Origin of the sequence: Phaeobacter sp. CECT 5382 (assembly GCF_001457775.1) — a bacterium.
Taxonomy (GTDB): Bacteria; Pseudomonadota; Alphaproteobacteria; order Rhodobacterales; family Rhodobacteraceae; genus Pseudophaeobacter.
This window is the reverse complement of sequence record NZ_CYSG01000007.1, coordinates 70426-92275: the sequence shown is the minus strand read 5'-3', so window position 1 is coordinate 92275 and position 21850 is coordinate 70426. Positions and strand designations below refer to the sequence as shown.

At 59.1% G+C, this 21850-nt stretch carries 22 protein-coding genes and 2 tRNA genes; 15 read left to right on the top strand and 9 right to left on the bottom strand.

Features of this window, described 5'->3' with window-relative positions:
- Positions 1-69: 69 nt before the first annotated feature.
- Positions 70-1107, bottom strand: coding sequence for a GlxA family transcriptional regulator (locus PH5382_RS09500; RefSeq protein WP_058334142.1), 1038 nt, complete (start codon positions 1105-1107; stop codon positions 70-72).
- 133 nt (positions 1108-1240) lie between these two features.
- Here PH5382_RS09500 and PH5382_RS09495 point away from each other — a divergent pair, with 133 nt between their 5' ends.
- From PH5382_RS09495 to PH5382_RS09485, 3 genes are all read left to right on the top strand, one after another.
- Positions 1241-2158 carry a 3-dehydrocarnitine:acetyl-CoA trimethylamine transferase BcoG gene (locus PH5382_RS09495; RefSeq protein WP_058334141.1) on the top strand — a complete coding sequence of 306 codons (918 nt, stop codon included), beginning with the start codon at positions 1241-1243 and terminating at the stop codon, positions 2156-2158.
- A gap of 189 nt (positions 2159-2347) precedes the next feature.
- Positions 2348-3823 (top strand): carnitine 3-dehydrogenase, encoded by a 1476-nt coding sequence (locus PH5382_RS09490; protein ID WP_058334245.1) that lies wholly within the window; start codon positions 2348-2350, stop codon positions 3821-3823.
- Positions 3820-4590, top strand: coding sequence for an SDR family oxidoreductase (locus PH5382_RS09485; protein ID WP_058334140.1), 771 nt, complete (start codon positions 3820-3822; stop codon positions 4588-4590). Before PH5382_RS09490 ends, PH5382_RS09485 begins: the two co-directional genes overlap by 4 nt.
- 109 nt (positions 4591-4699) lie before the next feature.
- Here the strand turns inward: PH5382_RS09485 and PH5382_RS09480 are convergent, their stop codons facing one another.
- Positions 4700-5563 (bottom strand): helix-turn-helix domain-containing protein, encoded by an 864-nt coding sequence (locus PH5382_RS09480; RefSeq protein WP_058334139.1) that lies wholly within the window; start codon positions 5561-5563, stop codon positions 4700-4702.
- Positions 5564-5672: 109 nt separating this feature from the next.
- Here PH5382_RS09480 and PH5382_RS09475 point away from each other — a divergent pair, with 109 nt between their 5' ends.
- From PH5382_RS09475 to PH5382_RS09465, 3 genes are read left to right on the top strand one after another with little or no spacing between them, the layout of a single operon-like run.
- Positions 5673-5879 carry a DUF2061 domain-containing protein gene (locus PH5382_RS09475; RefSeq protein ID WP_058334138.1) on the top strand — a complete coding sequence of 69 codons (207 nt, stop codon included), beginning with the start codon at positions 5673-5675 and terminating at the stop codon, positions 5877-5879.
- Positions 5872-6801, top strand: a complete 930-nt coding sequence (locus tag PH5382_RS09470) for a fatty acid desaturase (RefSeq protein ID WP_058334137.1) — start codon at positions 5872-5874, stop codon at positions 6799-6801. Before PH5382_RS09475 ends, PH5382_RS09470 begins: the two co-directional genes overlap by 8 nt.
- Positions 6802-6818: 17 nt before the next feature.
- Positions 6819-7721, top strand: coding sequence for a DMT family transporter (locus PH5382_RS09465; protein WP_058334136.1), 903 nt, complete (start codon positions 6819-6821; stop codon positions 7719-7721).
- 55 nt (positions 7722-7776) lie between these two features.
- Here the strand turns inward: PH5382_RS09465 and PH5382_RS09460 are convergent, their stop codons facing one another.
- On the bottom strand, positions 7777-8508 hold the full coding sequence (locus tag PH5382_RS09460; RefSeq protein ID WP_058334135.1) for an NUDIX hydrolase: 732 nt from the start codon (positions 8506-8508) through the stop codon (positions 7777-7779).
- A 36-nt stretch (positions 8509-8544) separates the two neighbouring features.
- Complete coding sequence (locus PH5382_RS09455) at positions 8545-9000, bottom strand: DUF983 domain-containing protein (RefSeq protein WP_197410027.1); 456 nt, start codon at positions 8998-9000, stop codon at positions 8545-8547.
- A 198-nt stretch (positions 9001-9198) separates the two neighbouring features.
- On the opposite strand from PH5382_RS09455, the gene PH5382_RS09450 reads away from it, so the two are divergent.
- From PH5382_RS09450 to PH5382_RS09435, 4 genes are all read left to right on the top strand, one after another.
- A complete protein-coding gene (locus PH5382_RS09450) occupies positions 9199-9702 on the top strand; it encodes an EF-hand domain-containing protein (protein WP_058334134.1) in 504 nt (167 codons plus the stop codon).
- A gap of 67 nt (positions 9703-9769) precedes the next feature.
- Complete coding sequence (locus PH5382_RS09445; RefSeq protein ID WP_231751837.1) at positions 9770-10372, top strand: RNA polymerase sigma factor; 603 nt, start codon at positions 9770-9772, stop codon at positions 10370-10372.
- Entirely contained in the window at positions 10365-10766 is a 402-nt protein-coding gene (locus PH5382_RS09440) for a hypothetical protein (RefSeq protein ID WP_058334132.1), read from the top strand. Before PH5382_RS09445 ends, PH5382_RS09440 begins: the two co-directional genes overlap by 8 nt.
- The gene (locus PH5382_RS09435) at positions 10763-11296 is read left to right on the top strand and encodes a periplasmic heavy metal sensor (RefSeq protein ID WP_058334131.1); all 534 of its coding nucleotides are present in this window, start codon (positions 10763-10765) and stop codon (positions 11294-11296) included. The genes PH5382_RS09440 and PH5382_RS09435 overlap by 4 nt, the downstream gene beginning before the upstream one ends.
- A gap of 74 nt (positions 11297-11370) precedes the next feature.
- Here PH5382_RS09435 and PH5382_RS09430 read toward each other — a convergent pair whose 3' ends face one another.
- A complete protein-coding gene (locus PH5382_RS09430) occupies positions 11371-12783 on the bottom strand; it encodes a diguanylate cyclase (RefSeq protein WP_058334130.1) in 1413 nt (470 codons plus the stop codon).
- Positions 12784-12890: 107 nt separating this feature from the next.
- On the opposite strand from PH5382_RS09430, the gene PH5382_RS09425 reads away from it, so the two are divergent.
- From PH5382_RS09425 to PH5382_RS09405, 5 genes are all read left to right on the top strand, one after another.
- Complete coding sequence (locus tag PH5382_RS09425; RefSeq protein ID WP_058334129.1) at positions 12891-13184, top strand: DUF3572 domain-containing protein; 294 nt, start codon at positions 12891-12893, stop codon at positions 13182-13184.
- 152 nt (positions 13185-13336) lie between these two features.
- A complete protein-coding gene (locus tag PH5382_RS09420; RefSeq protein ID WP_058334128.1) occupies positions 13337-14026 on the top strand; it encodes an HAD family hydrolase in 690 nt (229 codons plus the stop codon).
- A 294-nt stretch (positions 14027-14320) separates the two neighbouring features.
- Entirely contained in the window at positions 14321-15874 is a 1554-nt protein-coding gene (locus tag PH5382_RS09415) for a trimethylamine methyltransferase family protein (RefSeq protein ID WP_058334127.1), read from the top strand.
- 588 nt (positions 15875-16462) lie between these two features.
- Positions 16463-17050 (top strand): heme NO-binding domain-containing protein, encoded by a 588-nt coding sequence (locus PH5382_RS09410; RefSeq protein WP_058334126.1) that lies wholly within the window; start codon positions 16463-16465, stop codon positions 17048-17050.
- Positions 17047-18057, top strand: coding sequence for a GGDEF domain-containing protein (locus PH5382_RS09405; RefSeq protein ID WP_058334125.1), 1011 nt, complete (start codon positions 17047-17049; stop codon positions 18055-18057). Before PH5382_RS09410 ends, PH5382_RS09405 begins: the two co-directional genes overlap by 4 nt.
- A 263-nt stretch (positions 18058-18320) precedes the next feature.
- On the opposite strand, the gene PH5382_RS09400 is transcribed toward PH5382_RS09405, so the two are convergent.
- The 4 genes from PH5382_RS09400 to glpX all read right to left on the bottom strand — a co-directional run bounded on the left by PH5382_RS09400 (position 18321) and on the right by glpX (position 21765).
- Positions 18321-18395 (bottom strand) — tRNA-Glu (locus PH5382_RS09400).
- Positions 18396-18731: 336 nt separating this feature from the next.
- Positions 18732-18806: transfer RNA gene (locus PH5382_RS09395), tRNA-Glu, on the bottom strand.
- 119 nt (positions 18807-18925) lie between these two features.
- On the bottom strand, positions 18926-20671 hold the full coding sequence (gene recJ / locus PH5382_RS09390; protein ID WP_058334124.1) for a single-stranded-DNA-specific exonuclease RecJ: 1746 nt from the start codon (positions 20669-20671) through the stop codon (positions 18926-18928).
- Positions 20672-20772: 101 nt separating this feature from the next.
- Positions 20773-21765, bottom strand: coding sequence for a class II fructose-bisphosphatase (glpX, locus tag PH5382_RS09385; RefSeq protein ID WP_058334123.1), 993 nt, complete (start codon positions 21763-21765; stop codon positions 20773-20775).
- Between the last annotated feature and the right edge of the window lie 85 nt (positions 21766-21850).

Below are 21850 nucleotides of genomic sequence, written 5' to 3'. Positions count from 1 at the left end.
CTGCTGGGCAGGACCGCGCAGCGGCCCTTGACCCGGGATTTGTGCGGGCCGGGTACGCGAGGCATCGGACTAATGTGTGGTGGGGCGCGGTGTTTCCGGGCGTGGCTGGCCTGAGGATCTCAGGCTGGCGCGGCTGATGGCGTCGCGATTTTGCCGCAGCTCACGCGCTGATGTGCCATGGGCCACCCGGAAGGCGCGGGCAAAGCTGGAGGGGGAGGTGAAACCCGTGGCCAAAGCCACCTCCATCAAGGAGAGATCCGTGTCGCTGACCAGGCGGCGGGCCTCAGAGAGGCGCAGCTGCAGATAGTGGTCCTGCGGCGTGGTGTTGAGACGCAGGCGGAACTGTTGCTGCAGGCTGCGAGGGCTGGTGCCCAGGCGGTCGGCAATGGTGGAGAGCGTCAGGGGCTCGTCCAGGGCTGCCTCCATCAGGGCATTGGCCTTGGCGGTGAGGGCATTGTGCTTGTGGTTGCCCAGGCGGCTTTGCGGGCGTGCTGGCGCTGCCGGGCCATCGTAGAGGAACAATCCGGCGACGCGGGCGGCAAAACCGGCCCCATGACGGGTGCTGATGATATGCAGCATCATCTCGATCGCCGGGGTGGCGCCGCCAGAGGTCAGACGGCCTTCGGAGACGGTAAAACGGTCGTTGCGGCAGTCCACATCAGGGAAGCGGCCGGCGAAATTCTCCAGGTCTTCCCAGTGAGTGGTGGCGGGATGGCCTTCGAGCAGGCCAGCCTCTGCCATCAGCCAGGGGCCGCCATCGATGCCGGCAATGGTGGTACCTTTGGCGGCCAAGCGGCGCAGACCGGCCAGCAGGCTGGGGGTAGCCTGTCGTGCCAGCTGAAAGCCAGCCACCACGATCAATAGCTCGCAGTCTTCAAGGCGGGCCAGCGGAAAGCCCGGCACGGTGAGGCCACTGGTCAGCATCGGCTGGTCTTCGGTGGCACTGACATAGTCCCAGTCAAAGACGCAGCGCCCGGCCAGACGGTTGGCGGCGCGCATCGGGTCAACCGCGGCCGCAAAGGAAAGCGTGTTGCATTCATCAAGCACCAGCACCGCTGTTTTCAGCGGGCGATGTTCGGGCTGCAGGATGTTTTTTGCGGATTTCATCAACTTCGATTCGCTTGGTGTAAACTGTCTGCGCAAATGCTGAGGCACAGTGGCAAGTGAAGCAAATAGGAATCTGGGGAAGAGCCTGGGGATAACTCTAGGCAAAACCCTGTACATTGCGAGGAAAACCAAAATGCCTCTGAATATGAACAAAAACGTCTTTATCACCTGCGCCGTCACCGGCTCTGGTGGCAGCCAGGACCGCAGCCCTCATGTGCCCCGCTCGCCGCAACAAATCGCCGAAAGCGCCATTGCTGCGGCCAAGGCCGGAGCCGCAGTGGTGCATTGCCACGTGCGCGATCCCGAGACCGGAGCGCCCTCGCGTGATCTGGCGCTGTACCGCGAAGTGACCGACCGAATTCGCGACAGCGACACAGATGTGGTGCTGAACCTCACCGCCGGCATGGGCGGCGATATGGTCTTTGGCGATGTTGAAAATCCGCTGCCTGTGAATGAGTCCGGGACCGATATGATCGGGGCCACAGCCCGTATGGCGCATGTCGCGGAATGCCTGCCAGAAATCTGTACGCTGGATTGTGGCACCATGAATTTTGCTGAAGCAGACTACGTGATGACCAACACGCCTGGCATGTTGCGCGCCATGGGGCAGATGATGGCCGATTTGGGTGTGAAGCCCGAGATTGAGGCTTTTGACACCGGCCACCTTTGGTTTGCCAAAGAGTTGGAAAAAGAGGGCATCCTGCAAAGCCCCGCCTTGGTTCAGCTCTGCATGGGGGTGCCATGGGGCGCGCCGAATGACCTGAACACTTTCATGGCTATGGTCAACAATGTGCCAGCGGACTGGAACTGGTCGGCCTTCTCGCTGGGCCGTGATCAGATGGCCTATGTGGCAGCGGCGATCCTGGCGGGCGGCAATGTGCGGGTTGGGTTGGAAGACAATCTTTGGCTGGACAAAGGTGTGTTGGCCGAGAACTACCAGCTGGTAGAGCGCGCGGGCACCATCATCGAGAACATGGGCAGCAAGCTGATGGGACCGGCAGAGGTCCGCGAACAATTGGGCCTGACCAAACGCGCACCAGTGGCGAAGTAAACAGTGAAATTGGGGAGCATATGTGCTCCCCATTGCATCGCCTGTGCAGCACGTGTGGACTGACCAGGTGGTGTTTTGACAAAGAACAGAGGGCTGGACCCGGCCCTGGGAGGACGCGAAGCGCCCTCCCGTGGGGAGGGTCGGGCGCTGCCCGTGCAGATGCACGGGGCAATCGCGAGTGGAAGTGAAATCATGAAAACAGCAGCAATCATCGGTGGCGGTGTTATTGGCGGCGGCTGGGCCGCGCGGTTCTTGCTTAATGGCTGGGATGTGCGGGTGTTTGACCCGGACCCAGAGGCCGCGCGCAAAATAGGCGAAGTGCTGGACAATGCCCGCCGGTCCTTGCCGGGGCTGGGCAATGTGGCGCTGCCTGCCGAAGGCGGTTTGAGCTTTCACCAGACAATTGCCGAGGCCGTTGCTGGCGCGGACTGGATCCAGGAAAGCGTGCCGGAGCGGCTGGATCTGAAGCAAAAAGTCTACGCCGAGCTGGAAAAACACTGTGACAGCGATGCGGTGATCGGCTCTTCTACTTCGGGCTACAAGCCATCAGAGCTGCAAAAGAAGCGCGGCAATGCAGGGCAGATCGTCGTCGCGCATCCGTTCAATCCGGTTTACCTGCTGCCGCTGGCCGAGGTCGTGACCACGCCTGCCAACACGGAACAGGTGATTGTGCGCGCCAAGGAGATCCTATCGGGCATCGGCATGTACCCCTTGCATCTGAAGAACGAGATCGACGCGCATGTGGCGGATCGTTTCCTGGAGGCTGTCTGGCGCGAAGCGCTTTGGCTGGTCAAGGACGGCATCGCCACCACCGAAGAGATCGACAATGCGATCCGCTATGGTTTTGGCATTCGCTGGGCCCAGATGGGTCTGTTTGACACCTACCGGGTGGCGGGCGGCGAAGCGGGCATGAAACACTTCATGGCGCAGTTTGGTCCTTGTCTTACCTCGCCCTGGACCAAGCTGATGGATGTGCCCGAATTCACAGATGATCTGGTGGATCTGATTGCAGGACAGTCAGATGCGCAGTCCGGTCATTTGTCGATCCGCGAGATGGAGCGCATTCGTGACGATAACCTCGTGGGTATGATGCGTGCTTTGGGGGCCAATGACTGGGGCACGGGTGCCTTGCAAAACGCCCATGACCAGAGCCTTGAAAGCGGCGCTGGGCTGGTCAACAAGATTGACCAAATCGCGGACCTTAGCGAGCCTGTCTTGACGCAGAGCCGGATCGTGCCGCTGGACTGGACCGACTATAATGGGCACATGACCGAAAGTCGCTATCTGGATGCCTTTGCGCAATCCACTGACCGGCTGATGGCCATCATTGGCTGTGATGCGGAATATATTGCCAATGGCGGCAGCTATTTCACTGCAGAAACCCATATCCGCCATATCGATGAAGTGCACGCGGGCGATGCCATTCAGGTGAAAACCCGGGTGATCATGGGGGCGGGCAAGAAGATGCATCTCTGGCACGAGATGTATGCTGGCGAACGTCTGCTTGCGACCGGGGAACATATGCTTTTGCATGTGGATCTGAAAACCCGTCGCTCTGCCCCGCCCACAGCCCATATCGAGGCCAATCTGGTGAAGCTGGCCGCAGCCCATGCCGCATTGGCAGCCCCAGACGGGTTGGGTCGCGCGATTGGTGCCCCAAGATGAGTGAGGTCTCAAAGCGGGTTCTGATCACGGCTGGCGGATCCGGGATTGGTCGCGCCATGGCAGAGGGTTTTGCCGAGGCTGGGTTTGAGGTCTGGGTCACTGACCTCAACCCTGACAACCTGGCGGATCTGCCGCAGGGGTGGCGGGGGTCGGTTGCGAATGCGGCGGATGAGGAAGCGGTAAAGGCACTGTTTTCTGAGATTTCCGAAGTTTGGGGCGGGGTGGACGTGCTGTGTGCCAATGCCGGTATTGCCGGGCCCACAGCGCTGGTCGAGGACGTCGCGCTTGCGGATTGGCGAAATTGCGTCAGCGTCAATCTGGAGGGGGCGTTTCTGGCGGCAAAACATGCCACGCCTCTGATGAAGGCAGCCAGGGCTGGGTCAATCATCGTGACCTCTTCAACCGCTGGTCAATATGGCTATCCGAACCGTGCGCCCTATGCGGCCGCCAAATGGGCTATGGTCGGTCTCACCAAAACATTGGCGATGGAGTTGGGCCCCTATGGCATCCGCGCCAATGTGATTTGTCCTGGTGCCGTTGAGGGAGCACGCATGGAAGGCGTGCTGGAACGCGAGGCGGCGGCTAAGGGCATGACCCGCGATGCCGTCTATGAAGGCTATGCCAAGGGGACTTCGATGCGGTCTTTTGTGGAGGCAAGTGACATTGCCAATATGGCGGTCTTCCTGGGTTCGGACGCGGCACGGCTGGTGTCTGGTCAGGTGATCGCGGTGGATGGCCATACGGAGAACCCCGATCCCAAGATCTGAAGCGGCCATAGCAAACCAGGCTCAAAGCGCTGCCGCGCTTTGAGCCTGAGCGGCGCGCCAAGGCGCGCCTGACGCTGGGCGCAAGGGGTGTCGCAGTACATTGCGGTGGCTATTGGCTGATGGCTGATTTCAACGCCCGTAGGCGGCCGGAAATTTGGCGCGCGGTGATATCAGCTTCGCGGATAAGCTGATCAAAATGCAGGGTGAATGTCTCGATCCGTTCGCGGTCGCGAAAGGCCATGTAGTGACTGCCGCCATAAAACACGCAGAGTAGTGGGCCAAATATGGTTAATGGCGAAGAAAACAGTCGTTTGGCGTCAAACAGGTAAATCCGCAGTCGTGGATAGAGCTGGCTGGTCAGGCGTTCGAACTGTTCTAGCTGCTCCAACCGGATCTCCAGCGGCAGACCGGCATAGTATCCGGTGGCATGGGCAAAACTTTCCAGTTCATAAATGGGCATGGCGATTTCATAATCCGACTGCGATTGCCGCATCCAGGACAGGCGATCTTCGGAGGCACCAATGGCCTGATCTGCAGTGCGGCCCAGATGTGGTGCATATTCCCATTCCAAAAGGCTGCGGGTTTTCAACATGTCTGGCAGCGCTGCCGGTACATGTCGGATCTTGTAGCCGGCGGCTTCTCGGTGCCAGTCAAAGATCCGCTGATCCACCAGGGCGCGCGGCGCTTCGCTGAGTGACAGGCTGGAAGCCAGCAGTTCGGCGGCACTTTCCGGACGATCCGAGAGCGATAGCAACCAGTCGGCAGACACCCCCAGCACTGAGGCACAAGCCCCGACCACATGTGCATTGGGCAGGCGCGCGCCATCGTCGTTTAGCAGTTGCGAGATGGTGGAACGATCCACAGCCGTTTCGCGCGCCAATGCGCTCTGGCTCATGCCGCTATCGCTGAGCGCGCGGTTGAGGCGGAGACGAAATTGTTCGGCGCGCAAGCGTTTGTCAATTTTTTGCGACATGTGTCCATAAATATCACGGACCGTTAGAAATGTTAATCATATTCAGAATTCTGCACAGGGCTGCGCCCGCTTAGTCTGCTGCAATCACATGAGCAGGAGAGATGAACAGATGGAAACGCGCAAGCGATCCTTGGTAAAAGCGCTGGTCTGGAACACGATCGGGTTTCTGACCATGACCCTGGTGGGGCTGGCGGCAACCGGATCTGTAAGCCTTGGCGGGGCCATGGCGTTGATCAACACCGGATTGGGCTTTGCTTGCTATTTGATCTACGAGCGGGTCTGGACGCGGATCACATGGGGCCGGGCCAATGTCTGAGGCCGGGAGCAAGGCTGATCGCAAGGCCTATATGCCACAGGGCATCGAATGGGGCACTTTCGCGCTGATCCTGGTCTGCTATGGGCTTTGGCTGGCGGTACTGGTTTTGCTGCCTGCACAGAGTCTGGCACTGACGGTGATCTGCCTTGGCATCGTGGCAGCGCTGCATTCGTCACTGACCCATGAGGCGCTGCACGGCCATCCGTTTCGCAATCGTCTGATCAACGAGGCACTGCTGTTTTTGCCGCTGACCCTGTTCATCCCCTATGGCCGCTTTCGTGATACCCATCTGGCGCATCATCAAGACGAAAGCCTGACCGACCCCTATGACGATCCCGAAACCAATTTTCAGGACCCAATCGTCTGGACGCAGATGTGCGCAGCACGCCGCTTGTTGCTGCGGCTGAACAATACGCTGTTGGGGCGCATGCTGTTGGGCCCGCTAATGGGGCAGGCCGCTTTCATGGCCGGAGATTGGCGTCTTGCGTGGCGAGGAGACACCAGCGTAGTCCGCGATTGGTTGCTGCACGCGCTGGGCCTCGCGATGGTGATCTGGATTGTCCTGCAGACGCCAACGCCGCTATGGGCGCTTGTCGCCGGGGCCTATATCGGGTTGGGGCTGGTCAAGATCCGCACCTTTCTGGAGCACCGCGCCCATGCAGATTGTCACGGGCGCACGGTGGTGATCGAAGATCGTGGTCCTCTGGCCTGGCTGTTTCTGAACAACAATCTGCACGTCGTGCATCACCTGCATCCAGGGGTGCCCTGGTATGCGCTGCCCAGGCTTTATCGCGCAGAAAAGAATACCTTTCTGGCGGCCAATGACGGCTATCTTTACCGTAATTATGGACAGGTGTTCTGGCGCTACCTTTTGCGCAGCAAAGACCCTGTGCCGCATCCGCTCTGGTCATCCAAGGGTTAGAGCGTCATAACCACCGCATGTTGACCTGGATCCCCGTCACCTTGGCGGCCGCCACCTTTCAGACCCTGCGCTTCATGCTGCAAAAAGTGCTGAGCTCTGTCACGCTGTCACCGGGCGGCGCCACCTTTGCGCGCTTTGCCTATTCGGCGCCCTTCATCCTGAGCGGTCTGGCAATCTATCTCTGGCTGAGTGGCCAAAGCCTGCCCCATCTGGGACTACAGTTCTGGATCTTTGGGCTGATTGGCAGCGTGTCGCAGATCTTGGCGACCGTCTGCGTTGTCTCCCTGTTCAAGCAGCGCAATTTTGCGGTTGGGATCACCTTCAAAAAGACCGAGGTGATACAGACTGCCATTGTCGGGCTGGTTATTCTTGGCGATGGCATCAGCGCTTGGGGGTGGGTCGCGATCCTGATTGGCCTTTGCGCCGTGCTGGTTCTGTCAAAGCCACCTGAGGCAAGTGGCGCTTGGTGGACGCATCTGACCAACAAAGCATCAAAGTTGGGGTTGGGGGCAGGGGTTCTATTCGCCTTTTCGGCCGTCAGCTATCGCGGGGCCTCGTTGCAGTTGGGCGATCTGGCCCCCGTGTTTCGCGCCGGAGTAACGCTGGCTGCGGTGGTCAGCCTGCAGACAGTGTTGATGCTGATCTGGCTCGCGCTGCGCGAAAAGGGAGAGATCATGCGCGTCTGGCAGGCCCGCCGCGTTGCGGTCTGGGTTGGGCTGACCAGTCTGGGAGGGTCTTTTTGCTGGTTCTGGGCCTTTACCCTGCAGAACGCAGCCTATGTAAAGGCGCTGGGTCAGGTGGAGCTATTGCTCTCAGTTCTGGCCTCGGTGCTGTTTTTCAAGGAAAAGATCAGCCGTCGCGAGATGGCAGGCATGGCGCTTTTGGTCCTGTCGATCTTGGCGCTGGGACTGGCAATCTAAGAGTAACGTCGAGACAGCGGGCGGCTTTCCGTTCCCGGTGCCGCTTTCCGGTCATTCATCCATGCAGGGGCATGATATGGCCTTTAAGCTGTAAAAACAGGCTCTCTTCGTCGTTGTTGCAGAAATAGGGCACACTTTGCGGCGGTGTACGGTCCTTGAGGCGACCCGTGACCTCGGCCAGAACCACCTCGGTGATGAAGGGCAGATCAAAGCTGCGGACTTCGCTCAGCGGGATCCATTGCAGATGCGACAGCTCATCACAGGCCTGCGAGAAATCATCTAGGTCACTGGCGATCTCATCCGCATCCACAAGGAAGAACCGGGCATCAAAACGTCGGGGGCGACCCGGAGGCGTGAGAGCGCGGAAAACGAATTGCAACGCGCGGGCGGAAGGCAGATGGCCGGTTGCGGCAAAGCCCTGCCAGTCGGGGATGGCCTCTCCCTGCCAGGCACCGGGATAGCCGAGGATCAATCCGGTCTCTTCCCAAAGCTCGCGAATGGCCGCCACGGCCAAGGCGTGATCCAGACCGGCACTGGCCTGATCGGCCAGACGGTTGCGGCAGACTTCGGGCAGGGGTTCTGCCAAAGGAATGTCGGCATCAGCCAGATCGACAGCCCCACCGGGAAAGACGAATTTATTGGGCATAAAGGCGGCCTTGGCGCCGCGCTGGCCCATCAGAACCTTGGGGTTGTCACCCATCCGGTCACGCAGGGCGATGATCGTTGCCGCGTTGCGGATTGCCGTTCTGTCCTCGGATGTCACACCCTGGATTGCTGTCTTGCTCATGTGCCTCTCCCGCTTGTTCTTGATCTTGGAGGGATGTCAGCTTTTGCTGTCGAACCCATACATCCGGCGCGCCCATTGGTAGGCGACGACCACCCCTTTTAGTCGTGGCAAAAGATAGAGGGAAGAAAGGATACAGCCAATCGAGAAAACGGAAAACGTTACGAGAGGTTCCGGACGCCAGGTGAAATAGACCACATGCATCAGCGGCGCCATCACGTGACCGACCAGCAGGATGGTCAGATAGGCAGGTCCGTCATCGGCGCGCGCCTGCGACAGGTCCAACCCACAATTGCTGCAGCTCTGGTTCACTTTGAGGTAGGAATGCAGCAGCTTTCCTTTACCGCAGTCGGGACATTTACGGGACCAGCCCTTGGCAAGGGCAGGCCAGGTTGCGCGCGCATCCTGCGCAGCAGCCCTTACGCCAGTCGTGACACCCTCTACCGTCGCACCATTGGCCATTATACCGGGGGCCGAAGTCTGAGATTCAACCATTTTAAATCCTGTGTTTTGCCAGCATCTTTGCCCCTATATGGGGAAATGGAAAGCCCAAGCAAATCTCTGCGGCCCGATGCCGCAAGACAGCGAATTGAAATTTTTTTACGGCTCAGGCGACGGAAACCCGGCTAGGTGCCGTTTAGTCTGTGTCTTCGGCAGCAAGGGGCTGCTTTGAAGCGCACAGGAGATAGAGACATGACACAGACCAAATCTCAGATCAAAACCATCGCCGCAATCATTGCCGCAGCAGGTGTTTTGGGTGCGACAGCAGTCATGGCCAAGCCAGGTTTTGGCGGGTGTGGTCCCATGATGCAGTTCGAAGAACTTGACGCCGATGGCAACGGTGAGGTCACCAAGGCTGAAATGGATGCTCACAAGGCGGCCCGGTTCAAGACTGCCGACAGCAATGGCGACGGCAAACTCTCGGCCGAAGAAATGCTGGCAATGGCGCAGAAACGCGCCGAAATCCGCACGCAGAAGATGATCAAGCGTTTTGACACCGACGGCGACGGCGCGCTGAGCGAAAGCGAGTTGCCCAAACCGGGTCGCCGTGGTGATATGTTCAAGCGCATGGATGCCGATGGCAGTGGCGGGATCTCGAAAGACGAATTCGAGGAGGCCGCCATGTATCGCGGCGGCAAACGCCCCGGTCGCAATTTCGGTGGCTGTCCTTGGGGCCCGGCTACGGAGCAGAACTGATCAGAGACCGGTGTTTCACTCAGAACCCATATCCCACAGGCACTCCCATCTTATGGGGGGGCCTGAGGTGACCGCAGCCACCGTCCATACTGCGGCTGCGGAAGCTGCACTCAGCGATGACGCATTGCTGGTGCTTTACGCCAATGGCGAGGCCGCTGCTGCGTCAGAATTGATGCAGCGTTTGGCGCCGCGTAGTTTTGGTGTCGCTATGCGGGTGCTTGGCAACAATGCCGAGGCAGAGGATGTCACCCAGGAGGCAATGATGCGTCTGTGGCGTATGGCGCCGGACTGGCAGCCAGGGCAGGCCAAGGTTTCGACTTGGCTTTACCGGGTGGTGATGAACCTCTGCATTGACCTCAAACGACGTCAGCGCGGTGGTTTTCTGGACTTGGATGCCATTCCGGAACCACCGGACACGGCGGCTTCGGCCCCGGAACAGCTGCAGGAGGCGGCGCGTCAGGATGCTTTGCAGCAGGCCTTGATGCAGCTTCCGCAACGTCAGCGTCAGGCGGTGGTTCTGCGCCACATAGAAGAACTTACAAACCCGGAAATTGCCGGGATTATGGAGATTACTGTCGAGGCGGTCGAAAGTCTGACCGCCCGCGGCAAGCGCGCTCTGGCCAAGATCCTTGCCGAGCGCCGTGATGAGTTGGGGTATAGCGATGTCTGATAAAGATGAAGCAATGACAGAACTGGACGATTTGTTCGCGGTGGCACGGCATACACCGCCACGGATGTCGCAGGATCTGACGGCGGCCATCCTGTCTGATGCCGCTAATGTGCTGGATGAGAGAGCCAAGACTGCAGCGGTTTCGTTTGTTTCTGCGCAGCAGGATCAGGGGGTGCGCAGGCTCTGGCGGCAGTTCACCAGCGCTGTTGGTGGCTGGCCGGCGCTGGGCGGTATGGTTGCGGCAAGCCTGTCAGGGCTTTGGATTGGCCTAGCACCTCCGTCGTTTTTGCCTGACCCGGTGGCGCAAATCGCAGAGCTGTCCAATGGCTCGCAACTGATATCAAACCTGGGCTATGACGTGAGCCTGCTGATCGGCGAAGAGGTGATTGAATGAGCCAGGATGGAACAAGCCAGGAAACGAAACGTGGTCTACGCCCTTGGCTCAAGGTCTTGCTTGGCGTCTCTTTGGCGCTGAACCTGGCGGTAGTGGGACTTGGGGCCGGTGCGGCCTGGCGGTTTCGCGACGGGCCTCCCATGGCGGAGGGGCCGCCAATGCTCGGGCGCTTTGTTTTCAAGGATCTGGGCCGCAAGGAGATCCGTCGTCTGCTGCGTGAGGGATCGGCAGCAACCGGCGGAGCACCAGACCGACGTCGCGCCGAGATGGGGCAGGTGATTGCGCTGATCAAGGCCGAGACACTGGATGTCCCTGCAATGAATGCGGTTCTGGATGCCCATATTGTGGAAACCAGCGCCTTTATGCGTTCGGTGGTGCAGGCCTGGGGGCAGCGCCTGGAGGGCATGAGCCTGAAAGACCGCCGCAGGCTTGCCGACCGCATGCAGCGGCGGATGGAGCATGACCCACATCATTCCAGACGCTCGCATGATGACTTTCATGAAGGGCGCCGCGGTGATCTTTCCGATTGATTGTCGTTACCTGAATGCCAATCAAAGAACAGGCGCGGCTGTCTTGCTGCGCCTTTTTTTGTAAGGTTTGAGCGCTAGGCGGCAGCTGTATTGCCAGACCCAAGGGTGACCTGATTGCGACCTGCGTTCTTGGCATTATAGAGCGCCCGATCTGCGGCGGAAATCAGCTCGGCAACCTGGGCTACTGCCGATCCTTCGGCCTGATCTTTGCCGCCGCCGATGACCGCGCCGATACTGATCGTGACTTCAATCGGCGTGTCCAGTCCAGGAACCTGGAAAGGTTTGCTGTTGATGGCGTTGCACAGATCCACCGCAGCCATGCCGGCGGCGATTTCGTCGGCGCCTGGCAGCACAAACATGAATTCTTCCCCGCCGACACGCGCCAGCAAATCAACCGGGCGCAGCTCCGCCTGCAGGCGGCGGGCGGCTTCGATCAGAACCGCGTCGCCAGCCGGATGGCCGTATTGATCATTGATCCGCTTGAAGTGGTCCAGATCAGCCAGCATCAGCGCGAATTTTTCGTCGGTTTCGGCGGCGCGCTTGGCGGTGCGGTCGAGAAAGGGCTTGGCGTAGCGGCGATTGTACAGCCCGGTCATCGGGTCCTGCACGGCTGCACGCAGGCCATTGCGTACACTGTCGCGCAAACGATCATTGCGGCACTTATATTGCAGCTGGGTGGTCAGGCGCAGCGCCAGCTCGTCTACATCGAAACCGGATTGCAGCACGTCATGGGCACCACGGTCCAGAGCTTCGGCGGAAATATGAGGATCTGCCGGGTTCGGCACCGCGATCACGACCGATTGCCGGGTCGCGGCGCGGGCGCGCAGATCGGCCAGCAGGCGCAGGCCGGGGCCGGCTGAGAGCTCGTTCAGTTCAATGACAAAGACATCGGCGACAGGTTCGCTCATCAGGGGTTGAATATCATCGAGCTGGTGACAGCACAGATCATAGGGCACCTGCTCCCCGAGACGCTTGGCCCAGTTCCGCGCCGTCTGTGGATCCTGAGCTACCAGTGCCACGCGGGCCTTGGCGGTTTCGGCCGCGCCGGTCCGGTCTGACAGCGGCAGGACGAATCCATGGGAGGCATCGCGCTGCATGTGTAGTTCTTCGTTGGCGCTGCGGGCGCGCAGCAGACTGCGGATACGGGCCTGCAGGATGACATCGTCAACAGGCTGCGGCAGAACATCGTCAATCCCGGCCGACAATGCCTTGAGACGGCGTTCGGGCGCGTTGGAGTGGCTGATGGCAATCACCGGGATCTCGGCCAGCATCTCGTCGCTGTTGAGTGCTTCTTTTACATCCGCGGCGGTGCCATCGGGCAGGGACATGGCGGTGAGGACCAGATCAGGACGACTGGCACGCGCGGCTGTCATGGCTTCGGCTACAGATCCTGCCTGCTCAACCGCGTAATACGCACCGGCGAGCTGCACCTTCAACAAGATGCGGTTGGTGGATACACCGTCTATGACGAGGATGGTACCTTGCACGCCGCACGCCTTTCAAACCTTGCACTTCCTACACTTGGAAGTTTCCGCGAGACTGGTTAATAAACTGTTTCGGGGTTTTACTAAATTGTTCACAAGGTGTCAGGAAGATGTCCAAGACGCAGATTTCCGCCGACCAAGCCGAGGTCATAGGCCTAAAAGCGCTTGCCTGGTTGATGGGAAACGATGAGCTATTGCCAGTATTTATGGGCGCCTCGGGCATTTCCGAAGCAGATTTGCGTGTCCGCGCTGCCGAGCCAGAGTTTTTGGGCTCTCTGCTCGATTTCTTAACGATGGACGATGCCTGGGTGATCGCATTTTGCGACCAAGCCGGGTTAACATATGAGACACCGCTGATGGCACGCATGGCTTTGCCTGGCGGCAATCAGGTGCACTGGACCTGAGATTGGCGACTTTTCCATCCCTCCGGGGCTCTCTCGTAGGGGGGAGGACGCGCACAACAGGAACCACGATAGGAATAACAGGACTATTGGCTTGCGCTGTCGGCAATTGCCGATACGGTTCGCGCCAAACCTGAAACGCGCAAGGATATGCAATGCCGGTGGATGCTCTTCTCTTTGACAAAGACGGAACGCTTTTTGAATTTGGCGAGACTTGGAACTCCTGGGCACAGGAGATGCTGAAGGAATTGTCTCAGGGCGACGAGGCCCGCGCCGAAGCTATGGCGCAAGTGATCAGTTTCGATCGCAGCAAGGGAGAGTTCAACCCTGACAGTCTGGTGATTGCCGGCACCAATGGCGAAGTCGCGGCAGTGCTTGCCCCCCTGGTGCCGCAGATGCAAGAGGCTGAGCTGGAACGCTTTCTGGCCCGCAGTGCGGCGACGGCCGCGCTGAGCGAGGCTGTGCCGCTGGCGGAATTCCTTGACGGGCTTTTGGCGCGAGGCAAGGTGTTGGGGGTGATGACCAATGACGCCGAGATTTCCGCCATCAGCCAGCTGGAACGCTCTGGTGTGCTGGACCGGTTTGCCTTTGTTGCCGGTTTCGATAGTGGCCACGGGGAAAAGCCAGCCGCTGATCCGCTGTTGGCGTTCTGCACCGCAACCGGTGTGTCCCCGGCGCGGACCGCAATGGTAGGCGACAGCCTGCACGATCTGGAGGCGGGCGCTGCCGCTGGTATGACCCGAATCGGTGTGCTGACCGGCATGGCGTTACACGAAGACCTGGCACCCCATGCGGATGTCGTGTTGCCCAATATCGGCCATATCCCAGGCTGGCTGGATCGCTGAGCCAACCACGCTACGGGAGAGCACAACCCAATCGGTAGCTGCCTCTGGTGATTCTGTCAGACGTTTGCCTATGGCGCATCTTTAAGGGTGCGCCTTTTTTCTTCTCCCGGAAAGGTGTTCAGCGGCGTTGCAGAGGCGGTTTTCTGAATACTGGGCACTTCTGTACAGAAAAGCAGCTTCACGGCGGATTGTAGTTGAAAAACGACGGCAGGTGTCGTGAATGGACAGGTTTCGGGGCGTCAGATTGGGCCTGCTGAAAGGAAAGGTACCAGAATAGAACGCAGGGAGAATGTCATGGCGCGCGAAGCAGGCAGAAGAGGCGGCGGCAGAGCCGGAGCAGCGGCACGGCGCGGCAAGGCGGCCTTGCAGCAGATGCCCTGGTCCATTCCGGTCAATATCGACCGCCCGATTGAGCCGCTGAGCGAAGACGGCGTGGCTGCCATCCATGATGGCGCGATGCGCATCCTTGAGGAAATCGGTGTTGTCTTTCTAAACCCCGAAGCACTGCAGCTCCTGAAGGAGGCCGGCTGCCGGGTCGAAGGGGATCTGGTGCGCATGGACCGCGAATTCGTGATGGAGATGGTGGGTAAGGCCCCCAGCTCCTTTACGCTAACGCCGCGCAATCCGGATCGCACCCTGCCGGTTGGGGGCAATCATATCCTGTTTGGCAATGTGTCTTCGCCGCCGAACTACTGGGATATGGATCTCAACAAAAAGGTGGCTGGCAACCGTGAACAGTGCCGCAACCTGCTGAAGCTGACACAGTATTTCAACTGCATCCATTTTGCCGGTGGCTATCCGGTGGAGCCGGTGGATATCCATGCCTCTGTACGGCATCTGGATGTGCTTTATGACAAGCTGACACTCAGCGACAAGGTGATGCATGCCTATTCGCTGGGCAAGGAACGCGTTGAAGACGTGATGGAGATGGTGCGGATCGCCGGCGGGCTCAGCGAGGCTGAATTTGAAGCCACACCGCGTATGTATACCAATATCAACTCTACCTCCCCGCTGAAACATGACTATCCGATGATCGACGGCTGCCTGCGTTTGGTGCGCCGGGGGCAGGCAGTTGTCGTCACCCCCTTTACGCTGGCAGGTGCCATGGCACCGGTGACCATGGCGGGGGCCGTGGCGCAATCGCTGGCCGAAGCCCTTTGTGCCATTGCACTGTTTCAATATGTGCGTCCTGGCACGCCCTGCGCGATCGGCACCTTTACCTCAAATGTGGATATGAAATCTGGCGCGCCTGCCTTTGGTACCCCGGAATATATGCGGGCCACGCAGATGACTGGGCAGATGGCACGTTATTACGGCTTGCCAATGCGCTCGTCCGGGGTTTGTGCTGCCAATGTGCCCGACGGGCAGGCCATGTGGGAGACGTCGAATTCGCTTTGGGCGGCGGTGCAGTCTGGCACCAATATGGTCTATCACGCGGCAGGGTGGCTTGAGGGGGGGCTGATCGCCAGCCCGGAAAAATTCATCATGGATTGCGAAATCCTGCAGCAGATCCAGCGTTATATGCAGCCCGAGATTTGCGCGACGGGCCCCGAAGAGATCGCCCTGGACGCCATTCGCGAAGTCGGCAACGAGGGGCATTTCTTTGGCATCCAGCACACCCAGGATCGATACACCACGGCTTTCTATCAGCCCTTTCTCAGCGATTGGCGAAACTATGAGGCCTGGGAGGCAGCAGGGGCAGTCTGGACCCCGGAGCGGGCCAATAAGGTGTTCAAAGACATTTTGGCTGAATTTGAAGCGCCGCCCCTGGAAGACGCAATTCATGATGAGCTGAAGGATTTTGTCGCCCGGCGTAAATCCCAGGGCGGCGCACCGACAGATTTTTAGCGCGAGGATCCTTGCGAGCGGTCTATCAAGACGTGTTTCCGGATCGCAGGCCGAGGCATCCTTTCGCGTCTTCCGGCGCCATTTTTCATGCTCGATATGTGTGATGATTTCAGAGCCTGGTCTGGGCGGATTCTGAAGTCGCCCTGCGCAAGGCGACGGCCGGGCGTGCGGCAGGAAGCGGCCGCCTCGTTTAGATTGTATTGAAGTCAACAGCAGCTGCCTTCAGGGGACCTGTAGCCAGGCAGGTAATCTGGGCAGTTTTTTCTTTCGCGCGGCATCCGGACAGGATAAGACCCTCCCCCAAGTGATGGTTCAGCCGATTTGAAAAATCTTGGTGCCAAAAGGCAGTGCTCGGGAGGAGTCGCCGAATGGTTCACATTTTTCTGCAAAAGCTGAGTGCCATCGGAGGGGGTATTTTGAGCGAATCTCGATTTAGATCTGATAAAAACTGTGGCTCGCAGGAATGTTTGTGCTGTATTAGAACTATTGGGCGGAATTTGCCTCGGAAACTCTGTCGATTTTTACTTGTTGGGCGTATCTTAACAATCCAGCGCCAAACATGAGTGTAGTGAAACAAGGGGCCAATGTATGCATGGTCTGATCAACAGGGCTATTCAGGTGTTCGTCGCCAGTACCTACGGGGAAGAGCGGTGGCGTGACGTCATGGATCTTGCGGGACTTGGCTTTGCCGAGTTCGAAGCCATGCTGATCTATACGGATGAACAATCAAATACGATGCTCTCCGCCATGGAGCAGGTTCTGGAGCGCCCTCTGCCCGAAATTCTCGAGGATATGGGGACGTTTCTGGTTTCAAATCCACAGGTAGAGGCCCTTCGCCGCCTGTTGCGGTTTGGCGGAGTAAACTATGTGGAGTTTCTACACTCACTGGATGACTTGCCTGATCGCGCTCGTCTGGCTGTCGCCGACCTGCACTTGCCCGCACTGGAGCTGGTAGAGCATTCGCCTGGCCAGTTCGACTTGATTTGTCAGCCCGGGTTGCCGGGGTACGCCTTTGTGATGATGGGTGTCTTACGCGCCATGGGGGATGACTACGGTGATTTGGTCATTCTGGATCATCGCGGAACCCAAGATGGTGCGGAGGTGATTTCGATTACCCTGGTTGAAACCGATTTTGCAGAAGGCCGCGCCTTCGATCTTGGGGCACATTCCTTATGATGACGTCTGCCGACCTCCTCGCGATGGCTGACCAGCTCTGCCCGATGTACGCATTGGTGGACGGCAATGGCCGGTTGCGCGGTGTTGGACCAACACTGAAAAAGCTCCGCCCCGACTTTGAGTGGGAGGGGAGGCGGTTCTTTCGGGTCTTTGATCTGTTGCGCCCGCGTTGGGTGCGTTCAATGGATGATCTGCTGCAGACTGCCGGATCCAAGTTGCATCTGCAATTTCGCGATTCTCCGCATACCAGCCTGAAAGGGGTTCTGGTGCCTTTGCCCGATGGTGAAGGTGCTTTGATCAACCTGTCCTTTGGGATTTCGGTTTTGGAGGCTGTACGCGACTATGATCTGACAAGTGCTGATTTCTCGCCGACGGATCTGACCATTGAAATGCTCTACCTGGTGGAGGCGAAGTCGGCCGCGATGGAGGCCTCGCGTCAATTGAACCTGCGTCTGCAGGGGGCGATGATTGCGGCGGAGGAGCAGGCCTTTACCGACACGCTCACAGGTCTAAAGAATCGCCGCGCTATGGATCACATTCTGGGGCGTCTGATTGGGGCCGGGGCCGATTTTGCCCTGATGCATGTCGATCTCGACTTCTTCAAAGAGGTCAATGACACTCTGGGGCATGCTGCCGGTGATGCTGTTTTGCAAAATGTAGCCAAGGTCATGGTGGAATGTACCCGTCAAACCGACACTGTCGCCCGCGTTGGTGGCGATGAGTTTGTGATGCTTTTTGAAGGCGTACGAGAGCCGAAGATACTAGAGACTTTGGCGACGCGTCTGATTACCCAACTTGAAGAGCCTGTTCCCTATGGAGGGCGGCTTTGCAAAGTGTCTGCCAGTGCCGGTACGACGCTGTCTGTTTGGAATACCGTGCCATTTGAAGCTGCCGAAATACTGCATCAGGCCGATGTCGCCCTCTATGCGGCCAAGCGGGCTGGTCGCTCCCGGCATTGTTTCTATGAGCAGGGCATGGAAAAAGACGAGCAGCTGGCAACCCCCTAAGGCCCCTAAGAAAGGCAAGTGGTGCTTCTATAGGGCGGGGTTCTGCTCAGGACTGGCGGGCTGGTGTTGCGGCCAGATTTTCCTGTGGGACGTGCCGCACGCACACTGCATGCATCATGAGTGTCGTCTGAAAAGAGTATCACCCGAACAAGACATCTCTTCCGTGAGAACCAGGCGTGAGAGCAAGGCGCGTTTCTTGGCTCAGTGATCACTGATGCAGGCGTTTCAAGCGCATTCATTTTTTCAAACGAAAGGGAGTAAAGTGGCAGCCCGTAGGGGAGTCGAACCCCTCTTTTCAGGTTGAAAACCTGACGTCCTAACCGATAGACGAACGGGCCACTTTCTGTGAAGCGGTTTCTACTCAGTCCGACGGGGCAGCGCAAGGGGGTTTTTGCGAGAAATTGACTTTTTTTGAAGTTGGATAACTTCCTGAAAAATCGAGACATTCCACCGCCTCGTGGCTTTTCAAATGGGGGAGCCGTTTTTCCAGGCTGCTCACCACTTCAGTGCCAATAGGCAGGCCGAATCCGATAGACAGTCCGGACCACACCACGAGCGGGCAACGCGTCCCGCCAGAGCACAAAGGCTTGGATTTTACCCGCTGTCTTATCTGCGAGGTTGTCTTACTGGAAGACTGCCTCGTAGGAGGGAGCATTTTGTCAAGGAAAGTAAAGTGGCAGCCCGTAGGGGAGTCGAACCCCTCTTTTCAGGTTGAAAACCTGACGTCCTAACCGATAGACGAACGGGCCACTTGCTGTGGAGCGGTGTTTAGTTATTCCAGACCAAAGCCGCAAGACAAAAAATGCGTCTGGCGAAAGATTCTTTTCTGCGGCGAATTTCGTCTTGGATCTAGTGAGCCGTTGCCGATTCAGCTGGTGGCAGCAGCATCCTCAAGACGCAGCTGTGCACTTTGTCTGCCGCCCCAGGTATTGATTTCAAGTCGGCCAGCAAAATGGAATCTCGCGCCTCCATGTTCGAGCAGGCGCGGGCCAAGATCGGTGTCAAAGGCACCAAAACAAATCGCGTCCAGATTACCGCCCATCCCATCGGTCAGAGACAGCTTCAGGTGCGTTTCACCGATACGTTTGGCAAATCGGACAGCCAGATCAGGAAAGGCGTAGCGAGGGGCGGCGGCACCTGCCCCAAAGGGGCCAGCCTGTTCTATCTGTTCGATCAGATCCACGGTTGCCGCACCCGGCATCAGCATACCGTCCAGTTTTAGATCTGCTGGTCCTAGGTCTGCGGCACCCTGCTTTGCCAGCAGGTCGCTCAGCCGTTCCATGGCGGCTTCCAGCTTGTCTTCGGCCACCGTTAGGCCAGCGGCCATTTTGTGTCCACCACCTTTGATCAGCAGTCCCTCAGCGGCGCAGCGCTGGATCGCAGCGCCCAGATCAATGCCGCTGACAGACCGGCCCGATCCCTTGCCTTCGCCATCCTGCAGGCCAATAACGACGGCAGGACGTCCTGCAGCCTCTTTCAGACGCGAGGCAACAATGCCGACCACGCCGGGGTGCCAGCCTTCGCCAGCGGCCCAGACCAGAGGCGCGTCATAGCCCCGGGCCTCAGCCTGTTCCATGGCGGCGGCGCGTACTGCGTTTTCGATGTCACGCCGTTCGGTATTGAGCTGATCCAGGCGTTCCGCCAGCGCTGCCGCTTCGTGTGGGTTTTCCGTTGCCAGCAGCCGCGCGCCAAGATCGGCCTTGCCGATGCGCCCGCCAGCATTGACACGTGGCCCAAGAAGAAATCCCAGATGATAGGTCGAGGGGGCCGCATCCATACGCGATACATCTGCCAGCGCCACCAGACCGGGGCGTTGACGTGCGCCCATAACCTTGAGCCCCTGTCGCACCAGAGCGCGGTTGGCACCAATCAGGGGCGCGACATCAGCCACCGTCGCCAGCGCTACCAGATCCAGCAGGCTCAAAAGGTCCGGCCCGGTGCCAAGCCCCTTATCGCGAGCCTGACGACGTGTTTCGACCAACATTAGAAAGACCACGCCTGCGGCGCAGAAATAGCCCAGATCGCCGTCTTCGTCCTGTCTGTTGGGGTTCACCACCGCGACACAGTCAGGCAGGGTCTCACCGCCTAGGTGATGGTCCAGCACTACGACATCTGCGCCTTTTGCGGCCGCGATAGGCCCCTGCGAAAGGGTGCCGCAGTCGACGCAGATGATCAGGTCGTGATCCCGCGCCAGCCCGGACATGGCGGCGTCATTGGGGCCGTAGCCTTCGTCGATGCGGTCCGGGATATAGAGCGTGGCCTGCAGCCCCATGGCGCGCAGCCAGACCATCAACAGCGCGGCTGAGCTGCCGCCATCAACATCATAGTCGGCAAAAATCGCAATGCGCTCACGCTTTTCCACCGCCTGCAGGAAGCGGGAGGCGGCCACTTCCATATCTTTCATGCTGCGTGGATCGGGCAGCAGTTCTTTCAGCTGTGGGGTCAGGAAACCTGTGGCCTCATGGGCGGGGACGCCACGACGGGCCAGCACCTGACACAGCGGCGCGGGCAGGCCGGTCTGCTGCACCATATGTTCGGCGGCGCGTTCCAGATCAATGCCAAGACCCAGCCAGCGACGCCCGGTCAGAGATGTCTCTACCCCTAGAAAGCTCATCTGTGAAAGCTCATCTGTTGTTCCCTTCAAAACTGAAAAAGGCCGGACCCCGATGGATCCGGCCCTTTTCTGGAAGTCGTGCCTGCCGCTAACGCAGGTCTTCAGGCCTCGAGCGCATCAACGGGTGTGCGGTAGGACATGCGCCGAACCGACCCGGTTTTGGAGCGCATCAGCAGGGTTGTTGTCTCGACCCAACCGGGCTGGCGCTTGATTGCGGGCAGCAAGGAGCCGCCGGTGACGCCGGTTGCCGCAAAGATCACGTCCTGTGTTACCATCTCGTCACGGGTATAGATGCGGTCCAGATCGGTAATGCCGGCCTTGGCGGCACGGCCCTTTTCGTCGTCGTTGCGGAACAACAGGCGACCAAAGATCTGACCGCCCATGCATTTCAGCGCGGCTGCTGCCAGAACGCCCTCGGGGGCGCCACCCTGGCCCATATACATGTCGATGCCGGTGGTCTCAGATTCGGCGCAGTGCATGACGCCAGCCACATCCCCATCGGTGATCAGACGGATCGAAGCGCCGGTTTCGCGCACTTCGGCAATCATTGCCTCATGGCGGGGACGTTCGAGAATGCAGACGGTGATGTCAGAGGGCGCGCAGCCTTTGGCGGCAGCCAGGGCCTCAACACGTGCGCGGGGCGACATATCGAGCGAGACAACGCCTTCGGGGTAGCCGGGGCCAATCGCTAGTTTGTCCATATAAGTGTCAGGCGCATGCAGCATTGAGCCGCGCGGGCCCATGGCGATCACGGTCAGGGCGTTGGGCATGTCCTTGGCGGTCAGCGTGGTGCCTTCGAGAGGGTCCAGCGCGATATCAACGCCGGGGCCTTTGCCGGTACCGACTTCTTCACCAATGAAAAGCATGGGCGCTTCGTCGCGCTCGCCTTCGCCGATCACAACGACACCTTTGATGTCGAGCAGGTTCAGCTGTTCACGCATGGCGTTGACGGCGGCCTGATCGGCGGCTTTTTCGTCACCACGGCCAATCAGCGAGGCAGAGGCGAGAGCGGCCTGTTCTGCCACACGGGCAAGGCCGAGGGACAGCATGCGGTCATGGAAAGGGGCGTCGGTGGCGGTCTCGGTCGAGGTCATACTCAAAATCCTGTTACAATCCGTACGGGCTGCCTGTCGCATAGCCTTTTGCTGGGGCCGCGGGCAAGGGATGATAGCGTTAGCT

Coding starts and splice junctions, on each gene's coding strand:
- PH5382_RS09455 (WP_197410027.1), bottom strand. CDS start 9,000: ATGGTTGAATCTCAGACTTCGGCCCCCGGTATAATGGCCAATGGTGCG.
- PH5382_RS09440 (WP_058334132.1), top strand. CDS start 10,365: ATGTCTGATAAAGATGAAGCAATGACAGAACTGGACGATTTGTTCGCG.
- PH5382_RS09480 (WP_058334139.1), bottom strand. CDS start 5,563: ATGTCGCAAAAAATTGACAAACGCTTGCGCGCCGAACAATTTCGTCTC.
- recJ (WP_058334124.1), bottom strand. CDS start 20,671: ATGAGCTTTCTAGGGGTAGAGACATCTCTGACCGGGCGTCGCTGGCTG.
- PH5382_RS09495 (WP_058334141.1), top strand. CDS start 1,241: ATGCCTCTGAATATGAACAAAAACGTCTTTATCACCTGCGCCGTCACC.
- PH5382_RS09435 (WP_058334131.1), top strand. CDS start 10,763: ATGAGCCAGGATGGAACAAGCCAGGAAACGAAACGTGGTCTACGCCCT.
- PH5382_RS09420 (WP_058334128.1), top strand. CDS start 13,337: ATGCCGGTGGATGCTCTTCTCTTTGACAAAGACGGAACGCTTTTTGAA.
- PH5382_RS09415 (WP_058334127.1), top strand. CDS start 14,321: ATGGCGCGCGAAGCAGGCAGAAGAGGCGGCGGCAGAGCCGGAGCAGCG.
- PH5382_RS09460 (WP_058334135.1), bottom strand. CDS start 8,508: ATGAGCAAGACAGCAATCCAGGGTGTGACATCCGAGGACAGAACGGCA.
- PH5382_RS09465 (WP_058334136.1), top strand. CDS start 6,819: ATGTTGACCTGGATCCCCGTCACCTTGGCGGCCGCCACCTTTCAGACC.
- PH5382_RS09475 (WP_058334138.1), top strand. CDS start 5,673: ATGGAAACGCGCAAGCGATCCTTGGTAAAAGCGCTGGTCTGGAACACG.
- PH5382_RS09470 (WP_058334137.1), top strand. CDS start 5,872: ATGTCTGAGGCCGGGAGCAAGGCTGATCGCAAGGCCTATATGCCACAG.
- PH5382_RS09410 (WP_058334126.1), top strand. CDS start 16,463: ATGCATGGTCTGATCAACAGGGCTATTCAGGTGTTCGTCGCCAGTACC.
- PH5382_RS09500 (WP_058334142.1), bottom strand. CDS start 1,107: ATGAAATCCGCAAAAAACATCCTGCAGCCCGAACATCGCCCGCTGAAA.
- PH5382_RS09485 (WP_058334140.1), top strand. CDS start 3,820: ATGAGTGAGGTCTCAAAGCGGGTTCTGATCACGGCTGGCGGATCCGGG.
- PH5382_RS09405 (WP_058334125.1), top strand. CDS start 17,047: ATGATGACGTCTGCCGACCTCCTCGCGATGGCTGACCAGCTCTGCCCG.
- glpX (WP_058334123.1), bottom strand. CDS start 21,765: ATGACCTCGACCGAGACCGCCACCGACGCCCCTTTCCATGACCGCATG.
- PH5382_RS09450 (WP_058334134.1), top strand. CDS start 9,199: ATGACACAGACCAAATCTCAGATCAAAACCATCGCCGCAATCATTGCC.
- PH5382_RS09425 (WP_058334129.1), top strand. CDS start 12,891: ATGTCCAAGACGCAGATTTCCGCCGACCAAGCCGAGGTCATAGGCCTA.